The 17,669-nt window shown below is 40.3% G+C and carries 17 protein-coding genes; 12 read left to right on the top strand and 5 right to left on the bottom strand.

Annotated elements, in window-relative coordinates:
* Positions 1 to 50: 50 nt before the first annotated feature.
* The 6 genes from EDD70_RS03355 to EDD70_RS03330 all read left to right on the top strand — a co-directional run bounded on the left by EDD70_RS03355 (position 51) and on the right by EDD70_RS03330 (position 6,000).
* Positions 51 to 950: a helix-turn-helix domain-containing protein gene (locus tag EDD70_RS03355; RefSeq protein WP_092753019.1), complete on the top strand. Its 900-nt coding sequence runs from the start codon at positions 51 to 53 to the stop codon at positions 948 to 950.
* Positions 947 to 1,483, top strand: a complete 537-nt coding sequence (locus tag EDD70_RS03350) for a hypothetical protein (RefSeq protein WP_092753021.1) — start codon at positions 947 to 949, stop codon at positions 1,481 to 1,483. Before EDD70_RS03355 ends, EDD70_RS03350 begins: the two co-directional genes overlap by 4 nt.
* Before the next feature lie 484 nt (positions 1,484 to 1,967).
* Positions 1,968 to 4,061, top strand: coding sequence for a methyl-accepting chemotaxis protein (locus tag EDD70_RS03345; protein WP_092753023.1), 2,094 nt, complete (start codon positions 1,968 to 1,970; stop codon positions 4,059 to 4,061).
* 233 nt (positions 4,062 to 4,294) lie between these two features.
* Positions 4,295 to 5,014, top strand: coding sequence for an AzlC family ABC transporter permease (locus tag EDD70_RS03340; RefSeq protein WP_092753025.1), 720 nt, complete (start codon positions 4,295 to 4,297; stop codon positions 5,012 to 5,014).
* On the top strand, positions 5,011 to 5,331 hold the full coding sequence (locus EDD70_RS03335; protein WP_092753027.1) for an AzlD domain-containing protein: 321 nt from the start codon (positions 5,011 to 5,013) through the stop codon (positions 5,329 to 5,331). Before EDD70_RS03340 ends, EDD70_RS03335 begins: the two co-directional genes overlap by 4 nt.
* Before the next feature lie 141 nt (positions 5,332 to 5,472).
* Positions 5,473 to 6,000, top strand: coding sequence for a putative signal transducing protein (locus tag EDD70_RS03330; protein WP_162840832.1), 528 nt, complete (start codon positions 5,473 to 5,475; stop codon positions 5,998 to 6,000).
* Here the strand turns inward: EDD70_RS03330 and EDD70_RS03325 are convergent, their stop codons facing one another.
* From EDD70_RS03325 to EDD70_RS03305, 5 genes are all read right to left on the bottom strand, one after another.
* Positions 6,001 to 6,219: a DUF1653 domain-containing protein gene (locus EDD70_RS03325; protein WP_092753031.1), complete on the bottom strand. Its 219-nt coding sequence runs from the start codon at positions 6,217 to 6,219 to the stop codon at positions 6,001 to 6,003. It lies immediately after the preceding gene.
* 14 nt (positions 6,220 to 6,233) lie between these two features.
* Complete coding sequence (locus tag EDD70_RS03320) at positions 6,234 to 6,986, bottom strand: exodeoxyribonuclease III (RefSeq protein ID WP_092753033.1); 753 nt, start codon at positions 6,984 to 6,986, stop codon at positions 6,234 to 6,236.
* 120 nt (positions 6,987 to 7,106) lie between these two features.
* The gene (locus tag EDD70_RS03315) at positions 7,107 to 8,513 is read right to left on the bottom strand and encodes an ABC transporter permease (protein WP_092753035.1); all 1,407 of its coding nucleotides are present in this window, start codon (positions 8,511 to 8,513) and stop codon (positions 7,107 to 7,109) included.
* Positions 8,500 to 10,047 carry a COG1361 S-layer family protein gene (locus tag EDD70_RS03310; protein ID WP_092753037.1) on the bottom strand — a complete coding sequence of 516 codons (1,548 nt, stop codon included), beginning with the start codon at positions 10,045 to 10,047 and terminating at the stop codon, positions 8,500 to 8,502. Before EDD70_RS03310 ends, EDD70_RS03315 begins: the two co-directional genes overlap by 14 nt.
* Positions 10,048 to 10,051: 4 nt before the next feature.
* Complete coding sequence (locus EDD70_RS03305; RefSeq protein WP_162840888.1) at positions 10,052 to 10,846, bottom strand: ABC transporter ATP-binding protein; 795 nt, start codon at positions 10,844 to 10,846, stop codon at positions 10,052 to 10,054.
* Positions 10,847 to 11,238: 392 nt separating this feature from the next.
* Here EDD70_RS03305 and EDD70_RS03300 point away from each other — a divergent pair, with 392 nt between their 5' ends.
* The 6 genes from EDD70_RS03300 to EDD70_RS03275 all read left to right on the top strand — a co-directional run bounded on the left by EDD70_RS03300 (position 11,239) and on the right by EDD70_RS03275 (position 17,665).
* Positions 11,239 to 12,672: an efflux RND transporter periplasmic adaptor subunit gene (locus tag EDD70_RS03300; RefSeq protein WP_092753039.1), complete on the top strand. Its 1,434-nt coding sequence runs from the start codon at positions 11,239 to 11,241 to the stop codon at positions 12,670 to 12,672.
* Positions 12,673 to 12,686: 14 nt separating this feature from the next.
* Entirely contained in the window at positions 12,687 to 13,907 is a 1,221-nt protein-coding gene (locus EDD70_RS03295; protein ID WP_092753041.1) for an ABC transporter permease, read from the top strand.
* Positions 13,908 to 13,946: 39 nt separating this feature from the next.
* Complete coding sequence (locus EDD70_RS03290; RefSeq protein WP_162840833.1) at positions 13,947 to 14,396, top strand: GNAT family N-acetyltransferase; 450 nt, start codon at positions 13,947 to 13,949, stop codon at positions 14,394 to 14,396.
* Between the two features lie 144 nt (positions 14,397 to 14,540).
* The gene (gene rlmD, locus EDD70_RS03285) at positions 14,541 to 15,911 is read left to right on the top strand and encodes a 23S rRNA (uracil(1939)-C(5))-methyltransferase RlmD (protein WP_092753045.1); all 1,371 of its coding nucleotides are present in this window, start codon (positions 14,541 to 14,543) and stop codon (positions 15,909 to 15,911) included.
* Between the two features lie 435 nt (positions 15,912 to 16,346).
* The gene (locus tag EDD70_RS03280; protein WP_092753048.1) at positions 16,347 to 16,781 is read left to right on the top strand and encodes a cytochrome b5 domain-containing protein; all 435 of its coding nucleotides are present in this window, start codon (positions 16,347 to 16,349) and stop codon (positions 16,779 to 16,781) included.
* Positions 16,778 to 17,665, top strand: a complete 888-nt coding sequence (locus tag EDD70_RS03275; RefSeq protein ID WP_092753050.1) for a hydrogenase small subunit — start codon at positions 16,778 to 16,780, stop codon at positions 17,663 to 17,665. The genes EDD70_RS03280 and EDD70_RS03275 overlap by 4 nt, the downstream gene beginning before the upstream one ends.
* Positions 17,666 to 17,669: the final 4 nt, after the last annotated feature.

The following is a 17,669-nucleotide window of genomic DNA, read 5'->3' as shown; positions in this document are numbered from 1 at the left end:
TATGACTGCCTTGCTATTTATAATTAAGGCAGAAAAGAGGATGATTCTATATGACATTTGGTGAAAAATTAAAAAATCTTCGAAAAGAGCAAGGATATTCACAAGAGGAATTTGCACAGTGTTTAGATGTCTCGCGCCAAGCTGTGAGTAAGTGGGAGAGCGACAGAGGTACACCGGAAACAGAAAAATTATTGCAGATTAGTACCATATTTGGTGTAACCTTAGATTATCTTTTAAAAGATGAACAAACAGAAGATAACCAATATAGCAAAGGATATTATGTCAGCCGTGAGATGATTGACGGGTTTCTATCTTACAAACGGCAGGGATCAAAAAGAATTACAGTGGGTGTTGGCCTCATAATCCTTTCCAACATCTTCGGCTGCGTTTCCGATTACAGGCAAGCTGCAATGGTATTCTATTGGGTAGCTACGGCATTGGGGATAGCCATATTAGTATGGCATGTTTTCCAGCCTAAGCATTACCAAGAGATAGAGGAAAAAACACTTCTGTTTGATGACACAACAATCAAAGAGTTCAGAGTGGAGCATGAAAAAAATCGAAAGCGATATGCTGTCATGATAATCATTGGAGTTTTTATTTTAATTTTAAGCCCAGAACTTACCACAATTGTTGAAAATTATTTTGACGCTAATGTAGCAAATGGATTGTCATGGGTGTTAAACACTGCTTGGGTCGCTCTTTTTATTCTCGCAGCTCTTGCACTCCGTGCAGAAAATATGATTGTGCAAAATGCGCAATATATGTCTAGAAAAAACAGCAAAGGGCGGTTTACATGGGTCTATGTGGCTCTGCCTGTTACAGCAATAGCAGTTGTAATCGGAATCATTACAAATGTTTGGAGCCCAGTTGTACCCATCATTGCTTTGTTCTGTATCTTGTTGGTGACAGTATGTAAATTGCTGATTGAGAGGAGAAATCCTAAATGAGCAAAAAAATAATATTTATCATGTCATTGTTACTAATTACTGTTTTAGGCGCTTGTTCCATTGATACAACCAAAAATGATAAAGAATATACCTCTCAGGAATTGCAACGGCTTTGCCGTATAGAAGTCTATTCATCAGAAGATAATTCATTAATCAATACCATTGAAGACAGCGATATACTGTTTAAGTTTAACCAATGGAGCAGTGAAATTACAGGCTTAAGCGGTGAAAAGAACGAAATAAAAGAAAAACTTGAGGATAGCGAATCGCTCTATTGTATTGCGGCTTATAAATCACCTGCGGCACTTCATAAAGATGGAGAATTAGAAAAGAACATTACAGTTACAATATTTAAAGATACAAATATGATTAAGGTAGAAATATCACCTGAAGCAATAAAGTCATTTTCGGTGCCGTCTGAATACCTAACATTTTATGAAGATATTACGGATGAAAAAATGCAATTTCTTATCTCGTTAGCTACTTCTTCCTTAAATGATGATAAATCTGACAGCATACAGGCAGTTAAATAATCATTGTGCTGTAAAAATTGTAGTGTATAAAAAAGAAAGTAAATGATGACTGCAGCAACAGCTTGCGGTCGTCGGTTCGAATCCGACTATCAGCTCCAAATAAAGTCGTATCATTAAGTCATTTTATTAAGGCTTAACGGTACGGCTTTTTTATGTGCATTTATTCGTTAATCATTAATCAAAAAATATATTATTATTAAAAAATGTTTACAATTTTAGCTAATATATGATAAAATAGCTTACAAGATTTGACTATATTTGAAAGAAGTTGGTGGATATAACCTGATTATATTTCACGAGCCAAAATACTCTAATTATCTAAACAGATTTTCAGTGTGTGGATATGCACCAATGGTAGGGTTGGCAAAAATCAAAGTTCCCTAAGCAGCTTACTACCGTAATCATCAATTTAAAAATAGCATCCTTACCATTATACAAAACCGCAATAATTGCAAATTAACTCAAGAAAGGGAATTTTAATACAATGAAAAAAAACAAAAAACAAGAAAAATCAAAAAGTTTAAGTACTCTTATTATGAGGTTAAATGCATACACTGTTGCAATCACAGTTACTATTACTTCTCTCATCGCACTTTTTTTATCCAATAATACAATTCACCAAATTGCTGTGAACGAATCGCTTTCCAACATCAAAGTTCTTCAATCGGAAATTGAATTTAAAAAAGAAAATCTGATTACTTCAGCGAAAGCAATCGCTCTCGATTCTGATATCGTCGGTGCCGTAACTATGAGGGATTCTGCTAAAATCATTGCAGAAATCGGTAAGAAAGCAGAAGCCCTAAAACTGGACGCAATTACAGTAACCGACGGTAAAGGGGTTGTTTTGGGGCGGTCACATGATCCGAATAAAAAAGGGGATGACGTTTCATCGCAACAAAACATTAAGAATGCACTTTCGGGGAAAGACGCATCCGAGATTGAAAGCGGTACCGTAATAAAATACGCAGTAAAAGCAGGGGTGCCAATATGCGATAAATTAGGAAAAATAATCGGTTGTATCTCTGTAGGATATCAGCTTGATAACCCTGAATTCGTAGATAATTTGAAAGCGATGATGGGCGATGAATTTACCATTTTTCAAGGTGATGTGAGAATAAACACCACACTGATCGATAACGGCCAAAGAGCAGTGGAAACAAAATTAGACAGCAAAATTGCCGATATTGTTATTAATCAAAAGAAAGATTATAAAGGCACTGTTGAATTATTTGGTAAAAACTATATAGCTGTTTACAGCCCAATCCTATCTGAGGACGGCAGCAAGGTTACCGGAATTTTATATTCGGGTAATGATTTAACACAATCAGAGCAGACTTTTCTATTTCAATTGACATTACTCGTTTCAACTGCGTTAATCGCTATTTTTATCAGTATATTCTTTGTTACCCGTGTTTTAAAAAGGCGCGTAAAAACCCCGCTTGAAAAAGTAGTAAATGCTGCAAAGGCGATTGAAACGGGCAAGATTGATGAGGCGGTTCATCAAGAGCTGGCATCCATTCACAGCAAAGACGAAATTGGCTCTTTGGCGCGCTCTATGGAAGGCGCAGTCAACTCTGTGCAACAAATTGCAGACGATACTTCTGTGCTTGCAAAAGCTATCACTAATAAAGATTTGACGATAAGCATCGATTCGCAAAGACATAACGGAATCTATAAAACAATCGCAGAGGTTATTAAAAATCTGTTTACAGAAATTAAAATGATACTGGAGCAAATCAAATCAACGGCTGACGGCATTGTTGTGGGTTCCGGCCATGTATCCTCTGCTTCGCAGACTTTGGCACAAGGTGCTACAGAACAGGCAAGTTCAACAGAAGAGCTGGCGGCAACTATTTCTGAAATTGCACAGCAAATAAATGATAATACCGCAAATGCCAGCCAGGCAAGCGTCATGGTGGACGAAACCGGTAATCAGGTATCGGTGAGCAGCGAATATATGATAGACATGCTCACGGCAATGGATGAAATTAGCAAAACCTCTGGTGAAATAGCAAAAATCATAAAAACAATTGATGATATTGCATTTCAAACCAATATTCTGGCTCTGAACGCAGCGGTTGAAGCTGCCAGAGCAGGTGCAGCCGGCAAAGGATTTGCCGTTGTTGCAGAGGAAGTTCGAAACCTTGCAACAAAAAGCGCAGAAGCTGCAAAAAGAACTGCCGATTTGATTGAAAAAGCTTCGTCTGCAGTAACAAAGGGCAGTAAAATTTCAAAAGATACCGAACAGGCATTGAAAAGTGTTGTTGAAAGCACCAATAAAATTAACGAAATTGTACGCGAAATTTACGATGCTGCTCAAAGGCAAAAAGAAGGTATCTATCAAATTAATGCAGGGGTTGACCTGATTTCGAATGTAGTACAGACAAACTCTGCAACCGCAGAAGAAACTGCCGCAGCAAGCGAGGAGCTTGACGGCCAAGCGCAGTTGCTGATGAAAATGGTAGGTAATTATAAGTTTAATAATCAGCTATCCGGCTCGTTCACGCCATCTTCAGAAGAAATTGCAATAGGCGAAGATGAACTGATGCATGAAACAAAAATGATGGAAAAATACTAATCACTCACTAGTTTTATCAATTCAATCAAAGCATCATAGTAATTTGATAAAACATGTGCTTGAAACTCGGTTCAACATTTGCTAAACTATAAGTTATGATAATCTGTCGAATCATGGTTCCATTATCTTTTTGTAATACATAGGCAGCAGCTGCGGCGGCTTAATAAAAAAGACGATCTTCATTTAAAGGTCGTCTTTTTCACGGTTATCAAAAACATTTGGGAGTTAAATCAGTGGACAAAAAAAATGCATTTTTAAAAGGAATAAAAGATGGCGTTCCGATTTGTTTGGGGTATCTTTCGGTGTCGTTTACCTTTGGAATGATGTGTACAGAAAACGGCTTACCGTTTTGGATTGCACTGCTTATTTCGATGACCAACCTTACTTCGGCAGGGCAATTTGCCGGAACAGCATTGATTTTAGCGGGAGGCGGATATTTTGAAATTGCCATCACCACCTTCGTCATCAATATTCGCTACATGTTGATGTCGCTTTCATTATCTCAAAAAGCCGACCCCAAAATGACTTCGCTGCAACGCAGTACACTTTCGTTTGTTGTTACCGATGAAATTTTTGCAGTTGCTATGCAAGAAAAAGGGATGGTTACAGCTACATATCTTGCAGGGTTAGGGTTTACACCTTACTGGGGGTGGGCATTGGGCACTCTACTTGGGGCTACCGCTACCAGTTTGCTGCCCTTGGCGGTGCGCAGTGCTTTGGGCATTGCCATTTACGGTATGTTTATTGCAATCATTGTCCCCCCGGCACGTAAAGTTAAGCCCATTGCTATAGTAATAGGCATTGCGGTTGTTTTAAGCTGTATTCTCAAATGGGTACTTGTGTTCAGCGCACTATCGGGAGGATGGAAAATCATTATCTGTGCGGTGGCTGCATCTGCCTATGCAGCCAAGCGTTACCCGGTGGATATGGATGAGGAGGCATGTGAAAAATGAACTATACCCGTATTTTCACCGCAATTGCAGTTATGGCACTTGTAACGTATATACCACGTATGCTTCCGCTTACTTTTATGAAGCGCAAAATCCAAAACCGCTTTATACAGTCTTTTTTGCAGTATGTGCCTTATGCTGTGCTTGCGGCTATGACATTTCCTGATATCCTCTATTCCACTTCCGCATTGGTTTCGGCAGTGGTTGGCTTGTTTGCTGCACTGGCACTTGCCTATTGGAATAAAAGCCTGATTACCGTTGCATTGGGCTCTACTGCTGCGGTATTTATTACAGAGCAGATAGTAAAAATAATTACTTGAAAAAAGAGATGCAGAGTTTTTTAAACATCTGCATCTCTTTTTTTGATATAATCTTTCCACTTCATGTATTTGCAATGATATAATTAAACTGCTATTCTAAAAACAATTATAAATGTGTGACTGTAATAAGGAGGAATTGCATTGCCTTGGTGCCCAAACTGTAAAACAGAATATCGCGATGGCTTTTTCAAATGTTCCGATTGCGGTGCGGAGTTGGTTGATGAACTTCCACAGGAACCACAGAAGCAAGACGAGAATTTCAATTATTTTTCCGAGTGCAGTCAACCTGTTTTCTTTCTATCATCTAATAATGAGGTTAAAATAAGACAGATTACAGATTTACTACGCCAAAATGAAATTGCATATTTTACGAAAAATCAACCCTACGGTTCTCACCTAAAATTGTATTTTGGACAGCCTAGTTCGACTGCTGATATTTATGTAGATGAAAAAGACATAAACACCGCGACAGAGATTGTTGCCGCTTATTTGACTACTAAAGAAGAAATAAGCAAACCCACCAGTTCTTGGAGCAACACAAGTTATCGTTCATTTGACGTACGAAAAACTATAACAAAAATTCTTATTCGCATCTGGCTGTTCTTTATAATTTTTTCGTTTATAATCTCTGTAATTTATATTTTTATTCAGTTTTTTCTAAATAATTAGTTATTCCTCAATTTTAGTAAAGCGCTTATAAGTTTTTCCGTCGCGTTCTACGGTTTCGTTCCACATGCTTGCAGGGCGCACCCAAATGCCGCCCTCGCCATAAAGTGCTTGATAAACCACATATTCCTCTAAGGTTTCGGAGTGGCGGGCGGTGTAGAGTACACGGTATTGGTTGCCTTTAAAGTGGCGGTAAAGCCCCGGTTTAATCTCATAATTCATATCAATTTTCCTTTTTAAAAAATATCCAGCTCCACAGGGCAATGGTCGCTGCCCATCACCTGTGCATGAATTTTCGCATCTTTTATTTCGTCCTTCAGCTGCTGCGAAACCAAAAAATAATCAATACGCCACCCGGTATTGTTGGCACGGGCGTTAAACATGTACGACCACCACGTATATGCGTCTTTCAAATCGGGGTTGAGGCAGCGGAACGAATCCACAAAGCCCGCATCCAGCAGGTCGGTCATCTTTTCGCGTTCTTCATCTGAAAAACCTGCATTTCCGCGGTTCGATTTTGCATTTTTGATATCGATTTCTTGGTGTGCTACGTTCATATCACCGCAGATAACCACCGGTTTTACCTTGTCCAATTTGCAAACATAAGCTCGGAAGTCATCTTCCCATTGCATACGATAGTCCAAGCGAGTGAGCCCTCTTTGTGCGTTGGGTGTATACACATTGACAAGATAAAAACGTTCAAACTCCAGCGTAATTACCCGCCCTTCTTGCGCATGTTCCTCAATGCCGATGCCATATTCCACCGAAAGCGGAGTGATGCGCGTAAAAACAGCTGTACCCGAATAGCCCTTTTTCACGGCACTGTTCCAATATTGAGTGTATCCGTCAAAAATAAAATCCGCTTGATCTTGCTGCATTTTGGTTTCTTGTACGCAAAACATATCCGCATCTATCTCATTAAAAAAATCTGCAAACCCCTTGTTCATACAGGCGCGCAAACCGTTCACATTCCATGAAATCAGTTTCATACGATTCATCCTTTCATTTTTTTGTCTTAAAATCCTCGTGTTTTGTACCACGAGCTTTATGATTATTATAGTGCATTTCAATTAAAAAATAAAGGACACCTTTTTGGTGTCCTTTATTTTTTAGTCGTGCTTAATCGCTTCTAACGCACTGATTTTAACCGCTCTGTTCGCAGGTGTAAAACCAGAAACCAAACCGATAAATATACCAAACACTACCGCAACCAGTACAAGCCACGGGGGAATAAGCGATACTTTTGAGCCGCCTGCCATACCGCCTATCATACCGCCCATGCCACCCATCATACCGCCGAAGCCGCCCATTTCACCGCCTTGATCGCCTACCATACCCAAAGCCATCTTAATTGTCTCCCAATTATTGATAACCCAGCTGATACCAAAGCTGAAAATGGTGCCTGCAATACCGCCCATTAAACCAATGATTCCTGCTTCGGTAAGGAACATAGTGCGAATATTGGGCACCTCACAGCCCAGTACCTTCATAATACCAATTTCGCGGGTACGCTCGTAGATAGACATTACCATTGTATTGGTAATACCGATTGCTGCAACAACCAGTGAAATCAAACCAAGCCCGCCAAGTACCATGCTTTGCTGCTTAATTTGCTGTTGCATTGGTTTTCGTATGCTCTCCATACTGTTGGTATTAAAACCAAGGGTTTCTGAGATATAGCTTTCAACGCTCTCAACGTATTTAATGTCGCTGGTTTTTACCACAACATTTTGGTAGCCTTTATCACTATTGGGGTTTTCTTTGATTTTATTTAACTTTTTATATTCCGAAACCAAACGCTTCATTTCATCGATTGGCATAAAAACAGAATCTTCTGTTTCCCAACCCTTGCTATAGTCGGCAATCAGCACGCCTTGGGGCTGAACTTCATACTCAACCAGTTTTATTTTTTCTTCATCACTTCTGCCCAAACGAAGAGTGATTTCATCTTTCATAACATTAACCAACGGATCAGGGATTTTGCCGTTAGCATCGGGATACGGATAAACCCAGCCATCTCTTTTTTTTGTATTGTAAAACTGATAAGCAGCCTTTTCGCCCAAAACAATCGGTATCTTTTTGCCGTTGCCCTCGGTAAGGTAGCCGCCTTCTTTCATCTCGTAACCCAGTTTTTCCATTGCCTCGGGGTAGATACCAATCACTTGTGAGCTAAAACGAAATTTATCGCCTATCCAAAATTCCATTGCATCCCAATCGGCCCGTGCCAAAGGGGTAACAATTTCTACACCCTCAAGCTGAGCAATCTGTTTGATTGTTTTATCATCTAAAACAGGGGATTCCTTACCTCCTCCGCCACGGTTGTAAATCTCAATTTTAGTCAAATCTCCCATTTGCGCCAAAGCTTCTTCTTGAATTTTGGTCATACCAAGCCCCAAAGAAACTGTTACGATAATGGCACATGTGCCAATTACTACGCCCAAAACCGTGAGAACCGTACGCATTTTACGACGAAAGAGGTTGCGGAAGCACATTGAAATTAAATCAAATGTCTTCATCTTGTTCGTCTTCCCTCTTCAATTTTACTTTTTTTACAATTACCGTTCCTGTAAGGCCTGCTATCATCAATCCGCCGACAACTGCCATTACAATGGTTGCCGTATTGGGCTTATCTTCAGGCATAGGCTGCGGTACATCTGTAGGTTCTTCCCCCGGCATCATACCACCCATATCCATTACGGTAGTAGAAAATGGGCGTTCAACTGATTTTTCATTCCCCTTGGCATCCTCGTAAGTAACAATGATTTTACCGCTGATATCTCCCGGTTCATTTACTGTAACGGTAAAATCAATGGTACCGGAATCGCCGGGTTTAACGTTACCGACAACCTGACTGTCGCTGATTCCCGGAGCGTCACTTTCAAGCCGAGCCGAAAGGTTGGGAATTTCTGATTTGCCTTTGTTGACATAGTCAATGCTGATATAAGCGTTATCACCCGGCCAAATTTGATCGGGTACGCTCAATTCGCCAACGCTAAAGCGATCGAGCTGTACAATGGGAATTGCCAAAACTTCGGTTCTTTCACCTGTTTTTCTGGTTTTATCCAGTATGTATTCATAAGAGAATTTCACAGTTACCTGCTGTGGTTTAGGCTCAATCGATGAGCTTGCGGTTATCTGCAGCGTTTTTGTTTGAGATTCGCCTTTGCTCAAATTTTCAATATACGCGGAGTTGGAACCGTTTGATATAGAAAGATCGGTGCTTGTTGTCACATCCATAATGATGTTTTCGAGACTAAAATCTTTGCTGGTGTTTGCAAAGTTGATCGTAAGCGGGAAATCGTTGCCTGCCATTACATCGCGCCCGCCGTAATTGTACGAAGTTACAATGATGTTTGGAGTAGCAAGCAGGTAGCTGTCTTCGTCTGTATCATTTGCATCATCATCAAGTACAGCCTCACCCACACGAACGTTAATAGTCCCTTGCGACTGTGACGAACCACCTTTAGTAGCACCGTCTACAGGAACTTTATTATAAGTGTAGCCTATTTCTAAATTCATATTTCTTCCTTTGCCGTTTGACTTAACATAAAACTCAATTGTAAGTTCAGGAGAACCACCTTTGTTACCTTGAGCTAATATTTTAGCATCAGAATCAAAATCATCAGTGTTGATTGTACTAAAGTTTCCTCCAGTGCTTACAACATATATATTGTAATCACCTATTGACCCATCTATATTATCATAAACAACATTCGGATCAATGATTGTCATTTCAACTTTATATACATAACCTTTTTTAACGCTTCTAGCGGGGTCTCCATCTTTGTCAACAACATCACCATGGCTATCGACTTTAAAAAATTTGGGGGTGTTAACTAATCTTAGAGAACCAGAAGATGTGAAACCGTCGTCATCATCCTTGCTGGATGAACTGCTACTGCTGCTGTCACTGCTGCTTTTACTGCTGCTGGTATCACTTTTACTGTCTGTGTTTGCTGCAAAAGCAAGCTGCGAAAACAGCATGCCAAATGTGGTAAGCAGCATAAGAGCTGCAAGAAAGATACAAATAATTCTTGTTGATGTTTTCATGGTTTTACTCCTTTTCCTCCTGTGCTGCCGCCTGTGCTGCATTTTTAGCTGCGAGTTCCTCAGCTGTTGCCTCCTCGGCTGCAGCTGCACGGGCAGCGTGAACACCTTTAAATGCTATGGAATCATTGTATACATCCGACACAACTTTACCGTCAATCAGCGTTAAAATTCTATCGGCATATTCAGCTATTTCAGGGTCATGCGTAACAATAATCAATGTCTGGTTGTTTTCGCGCGACATCTGCACCATCAGCTCCATAACCTCAATCGTTGTCTTTGTGTCAAGGTTTCCTGTAGGCTCGTCCGCAAATACAATTCGTGGCTTACTGACAAATGCACGCGCTATACCAACACGCTGCTGCTGACCGCCCGACATCTGTGAAGGCTTGTGCTCGTACCGATTGCCCAACCCAACATTTTTTAGCATGTGTTTTGCAGCTTTATTGCGTTTACCCTTACTCACACCGCGGAACATCAGCGGCATACTCACGTTTTCTAGTGCGGTAAGCGCAGATAGCAGGTTGTATGACTGAAATACAAACCCCACATATTTTTGCCGAAACTTCGCAAGAGCTGTCTCATCCATCCTGGCAATGTCGTGCTTTCCAATCAACACCTGGCCGCGGGTAGGTTTTTCCAACCCAGCTAGCATATTCAGCAGAGTGGATTTACCCGAACCTGAAGTACCCAGGATACAGCAGATTTCACCTTCTCCAATCGTGATGTTGATATTATCCAGCGCGATGACTTTTTCACTGCCCAACTTATACACCTTACGAAGATTGTTTACCGTAATCATCGCTTTTTTCAATGGTAATCCCTCTTCAATCTTATGATTTGCACTCAATCCTGCAATTTGAGCATCATTTGTGCTGTTAATTATGCTCAACAGGCTTTTCCAAAACAATAGTATGTTTTTATCAGGAAATTATTGCACGAGTGAAAAGAAAAGTTATACTATTCTTTTTCCACTAATCTAAAAAATATCTTACCATATTGAAACAGAGAGTGCAACGAACCCATCGGCGATATTCGCTACATTTAGCCACAGAATTTGTAAACTTTTTTAAAATCTTGGTGTTTATACTTAGTTTGTTCATTATAATTTTACATGTCCTCTTTTGACAAAAAAATTGCTGTTGGGTATAATTACCTTGTTTAGGGCAATTTAAGAAAGCGGTGTATAATTTTATGGAGCAAACAACCAATGCACAAGCAACTTCAGAAACCACCACTATACCAGTTTCAGCGGCTGAAGTATCAAAACCAAAAAAAGTAAAAAAACCGAAAAACAAAAAGAAGAGAAAAAAGGCTATTATTTGGTCCGTTATCTTGCTTTTGATTGCAGGATATATTGGATACAGCATTTATGCAGCGTCCAACTACATACCTTCTGTGAAAGCGGGAGAAGTATCTTACCAGAAAATCAATTCCTATCTAAGTACTACGGCAACCATCAGTTCGCCCGACAGCAAAGCTTATTTTGCACCACCGCAAAGTAAGGCGGTAAAAGTCAACTTTAAAGTTGGTGACACGGTGAAAGCGGGAGATTTGATTGCCACATTTGATTTGACAGACTTGAACAATCAAATTCGTTTAAATCAAATTTCGCTAGAGGATGCAAAAATCAATTATGAAAATGTAAAAACCAATTTTGATGAAATTAATAACAAAGACGAAGAACGGCAAAAAGATATTGATGAACTTTCGGAAGAAATACGTAATTATAACACCCGTATTCGTAAAATCAGAGACGATAACGGCGGTTATCCTGCCCCGGGTGAACCTGGATATGAAGCTTACACACGCTATCAGCAAAAGCTGACACAGGCAGAGATTGAACGCGAAGGATTAGAAAACCAAGAAACCTCGGAAACTGACCTTTCCAAAGCAAAAAACGCACTCACCACAGCAGAAAATGCAATGGAAAGCGCGAAGATAAGCATTGCGTCTTTGCAGAAATATCAAAAAGATAAGGGCATTGTCGCTGACTTTGACGGTATTGTTACCGAGATGAACCTTGTGGCGGGCGGCGTCGCTACAAACACCTCTACCGCATGCGTCATCCAAACTACCGAAAATCTCATCGCTACATTTAATATCGGCAAATACGATGTTGGCACCATTAAGCTTGAGCAGCCCGCAACTTTATCACTCGGTGAATTGAATTACCAAGGTAAAGTTACGAAAATCGGTGCTGTTGCTGTAAAAGGTGTTAATTCCAGCGGCAACACAACCGCTGCACAGGTTCCTGCAGAAATTACCATCGGCAATCCCGATTCAAACTTAATTATTGGTTTGGAATTTGATGCAGAAATTGAAACTTTCTCAAATGACAATGCACTTGCGTTGCCTGTAGAAGCAGTTTTAACCGACCGAGAGGGTGACTTCTGCTATAAGCTGATTCCAACCGAAAAAGCCGATGTATTTACCTACGAAAAGACCTATGTTAAGACCGGTAATGCATCAGATACCTATATTGAGATTTTTGATGGTCTCAAAGAAGGCGAAAAGGTTGTTCTCAGCCCGCCCACAACAATCGAAACTCTCCCCGTTGTAAAAGTAGAAACGCCTAAAGATGCAGAATCTGCTCCTGCTACCGAATCAACAGCTTCGGCTGCGTAAGGGAGTGGTGAACAATGAATATAATTGATAATATCAAGATGGCAATGTTCAGTATACGCAGCAACAAAATGCGTTCGTTTTTAACCATGCTGGGCATCATCATCGGCATCAGTTCTGTAATTATAATCTTGGGTGTAGGCGGCGGTGCCAAAGCCTATCTGATGGGCTCAATGGAGCAGATGGGTTCATCCACCGTTACCATTTCCGTTCAAGATAAAAATGCAACCGAATCGGATTACATCAACTTTGAGGATATTGAAGCAATCAAGCAAAAAGTGGATCATGTCAAGTATATATCCCCTGATTGGAACACCTATGGTTCCGTCAGTTTTAAAACCAAGACCAACGATGCGGTCATCTACGGCGGCAGCGACGACATGATTTATCTTGCTCGTACCGAGATGATATCCGGAAGATTTTTCAGTGAAGAAGATTACCTCTCGGCGCGCAATGTAGTGGTAATTGATGAAATGGCTGCTATGAAGTTATTCGGCAACACCAATGTGGCAGGTATGACGCTTGATATAAATATTTTTGGTGAACGTGCTAGACCAAAAATCCTCGGCGTGGCAAAAAGCCAGTCTGGGGGCTTTTATATGGAAGGCATGCCTTATTTCTTTTATATGCCGATTACCACTATGATGAATATCGGCGGTATTGATGAAAAGCTGTATTCTATGTATGTTATGGCGGATGACCCGGCTTTTGCTGAATCTATGGGTAATTCGGTAAAAAATGTTTTGGAATCTCGCCACAGCAACCGCGGCAGGGATGTTTATAAGGCAGAGAGTTTGATGGGGCAGATTGATATGGTTAACAATATGCTGAATATCATCACAGGCTTTATCGGTGCCGTCGCCGCAATTTCACTTTTGGTTGGCGGTATCGGTGTTATGAACATTATGCTGGTTGCAGTAACCGAACGAACGCGAGAAATCGGTATTCGTAAATCGCTGGGTGCTAAAACAGGTTCTATTATGTTCCAGTTTCTCACCGAATCAGCTATCCTTTCCCTAATCGGCGGTGCCATTGGTTTGACTTTAGGTATCTTAGGTGCACATGGTGTTTCCAGCATAGTAAGCTCAATCGCAAAAGACACCATCAGACCTGATATTACCATGTGGCATGTTGCACTCGCTCTTGGCTTCTCATGCTCGGTTGGTATTTTCTTTGGTATTTACCCTGCAAAAAAAGCCGCAAAACTCAATCCAATCGAGGCACTGCGTCACGAATAATACACAAGTATCAGCAAATTAATGGAGGACTATTACAAAATGACAGTCAGAAGCATTACTTCATCCGATCGTGAACTCTATATCCAACTTGCAAAAAAGTTTTACTCCGGCGAAGCTACCTTACACGCCGCAAACCTCAATCACATAAACCGTACTTTTGATGAATGCGTGAAAGGTTCACCTTATGCAAAAGCATTTATTATTGAGGAAAACGGCAAAACTGCCGGCTTTGCGTTGTTCAGCTTTACTTGGAGCAACGAAAGCGGCGGAATGGTGGTATGGCTGGAAGAGTTGTATATTGTTCCCGATTTTCGCGGCAAGCAAATCGGTAGCCGATTTATGGACTGGATGATGGATGAATACAAGGACGTATCACGTATTCGTCTTGAGGTCTGCCACTGCAACAACGGAGCCCGCCGCTTGTATGAACGCTATGGCTTTAAGCCGCTTGATTACGAACAGATGGTATGGGACAAAGAAAATAAATAGATTTTTCGTACTTACAGGCAACTGCAAAACACGCCGAATTCTTTGCTAAATCGTAAAGAATTCGGCGTAATTTTTTTACTAATGGTATTCTGATTTACTATGTGTTAAAATACCATTATCTAAACAATTTGGAAGGAAAACAACATGTTATTAAAGAATGAAATCGTTAAAATAGAAATCGTTGATATTACGGATGAAGGAAACGGCGTTGGCAAAGTAGATGGTTTTACAATATTTGTCCCCGGTACTGCTGTTGGAGATAAACTCCGTGTTCGCCTTGTAAAGCTGCAAAAGCATTTTGGATATGGTATTATCGAAGAAATGCTTGAGCCCTCGCCCGACCGTATTGAAATGGATTGTAGCGTATACCGCCAATGCGGAGGTTGTTCGCTGCGGCATATTTCCTATCAAGCAGAGCTCGCTATAAAGCAAAACTGGGTAACGCAGCATCTGAGGCGCATCGGGGGTATTACTGCACCCGTTTTGCCCATTATCGGCTCACCGCAACAAGACAGATACCGCAACAAGACGCAGTGCCCTATCCGAGATGATGGGCAAGGTGTGTGCCTTGGCATGTTTGGCAAACGCAGCCACCGTGTCATTCAATGCACTGATTGCAAGCTCAATCCGCCACATTTCAAGCTAATTTTGCAAACTGTGCAAGATTTCTGCAAAGAGCAGCATATTTCTACCTACAATGAGGAAAAACATGACGGTTTACTGCGACACGTATACATTCGTGATGCACAGGCAACCGATGAAACGATGGTTTGCCTTGTAATAAACGGTGACGAAATACCTCACAGCGATTTGCTTATTAAACAATTAATTGCCAATTGTCCATCGGTAAAATCGATTGTTCTCAACATCAATAAAGCAAAGACTAATGTGATTCTGGGCAAAACATGTAAAACACTGTGGGGCAAAGACCACATTACCGATATTTTGTGCGGTGTAAAAATTGAGCTCTCTCCCCTATCATTTTATCAGGTAAATCGAGAAGGTGCCGAACAACTTTACCACATTGCCGCAGACTTTGCAGAGCTTACAGGAAATGAGCTGCTGCTCGACCTCTACTGCGGTGCGGGCACTATCGGGCTTTCTATGGCACACAAGGTGCATGAACTCATCGGTGTTGAAATAATCCCGGCTGCAATAGAAAACGCAAAACAAAATGCAATAAACAATGGTATCACCAATACCCGCTTCATTTGCGATGATGCAAAAGGTGCCGCAGCTATGTTAAAGCAGCAAGGTCTCACACCAAATGTTGTAATACTTGACCCTCCGCGTAAGGGCTGTGAACCCGAGGTACTGCAAACGGTAGCTGATATGAACCCGCAACGTATTGTAATGGTTTCATGCAACAGTGCCACCCTTGCACGCGACCTTGCGGTACTGCAAACACTAGGCTACCAAACCATAAAGGCACAGCCTGTGGATATGTTCCCAAGAACGACGCACGTGGAAGCGATAATAATGATGACGAAATGTGGTTCAGAGGGCGAAAAGTAGACTTTTATCACAATATATTGTGGTTTTGGAGCAATCTTGAGGCTTGAAAATGGGTAAAAAAGTGCCGTTTTTGAGCCTCAAATAATGGTGAAAATATAGATGACATGGGTAAAAAATCTAAAATTTCAAGTGTTTTTTCTTTTGAAAGAATGCATATTAAAACTTTAATATTAGAAAAAGATTCAATAACGTGTCTTCAAACCATATAAATATCGTGTAAGTAAATGAATAATATCAAAAAGAAAAGGTTAAGTTTTAGGTCTTTAAAAGATTTAAAACTTAACCTTTTTATTTATCAATTATGATGACAGTAACAAAAATCGTTTACTGGTTTACTGATTTAAGAGTATTTTCAAGTAAACCCATATAAACACATTTGAATTTATATAGAATATAATGTAATTATATTTAATAGATATATAAGGAGATTTTTGCATGATGAATAGTAAGATTATGATAAATTTAATAAACAATAATTTAAACGAAATAAACAACATTATTGACTGTTTATATACAACCACAAACTCTTGTGTTAAAAATAAACTTTTAAACCAATTGCGTAAAAATATATCCAATCTTTGTATGTTGGTGCAAGGTTTACAGAATAGTGAAAACACTAATAGTCCTCAGATAGATACAATAAGAACATTTACGGAAGCTGAGCTATCAAAATATAATGGGAGGAATGGTAACCCAGCGTATGTAGCGGTAAATGGTATAGTGTATGATGTAACGAATAATGCAGCTTGGGGAGGAGCAACACATTTCGGACTTGTGGCAGGTACTGATGTAACTAGTCAGTTCGCTTCATGCCACGCAGGTCAACCGATTTTAAGCAAATTAAAGGTGGTTGGGAAGATGGTAGAATGAATCAGGTTAATAGCAATTGTCCTAATTTTAACACTAGGTTAGAGACGACTTCAGTGCTTGTTAATAAGGTAATAGACGGTGTTAAACAAAAAAGAATAAAGAAAAGAAATTTAATATGGCTTGAACTTACCGGATGTTCAGGAAATATCATCTCTCTTCTGGACGGAGCAAATCCAGATTTTAAAAGTCTTGCAACTCAAATGGTTAATTTCATTTACGACAACAGTCTGATGGTTTCAGAGGGTGAAGCCGCCATGGAAAAACTGTTTAGTGTTATCGATGACGATTACATATTAGCTGTTGAGGGAGCTGTTTCAACAAAGGATAACGGTTTGTACAATGTTATTGGAAGATGTAGAGGCCAGCCTGTAACCGCATATGAAGCAATTAAAAAATTTGGTGAAAAAGCTGCACACGTCATTGCCGTGGGTACATGCGCTTCTGATGGAGGAATTTCGGCTGCAAGACCAAATCCAGCCCAATGCGTTGGCATTCAGAATTTACTTGACAGAAAGGTTATAAAGCTGCCAGGTTGCCCATGCCATCCAGACTGGTTTATGGGAACACTGGCTTATATTATGCTTTTTGGAGAACCCGAACTGGATAATAGACAAAGACCAGTTATGTTTTACAGCACATTAATTCATGATATATGTCCCCGTAGAAAATATTTTGATAAAGGTATATTTGCATCAAAGCTTGGCGAAAAAACCTGTATGTTTAAGCTTGGATGTAGAGGACCAGTTACAAGAGTTGATTGCCCAGTTAGAAAATGGAACGAAGGTGTAAACTGGCCCATTGGCGACGATAGCCCTTGTATTGGTTGTGCCATGTTTGGCTTTCCCGATAAAATGGAGCCATTTATCAGCTACAACACTACTTAAGGGA

Origin of the sequence: Hydrogenoanaerobacterium saccharovorans (assembly GCF_003814745.1) — a bacterium.
Lineage (GTDB): Bacteria > Bacillota > Clostridia > Oscillospirales > Ruminococcaceae > Hydrogenoanaerobacterium > Hydrogenoanaerobacterium saccharovorans.
The sequence above is the reverse complement of the archived record's forward strand: the minus strand, read 5'-3'. Positions and strand labels throughout refer to the sequence as shown.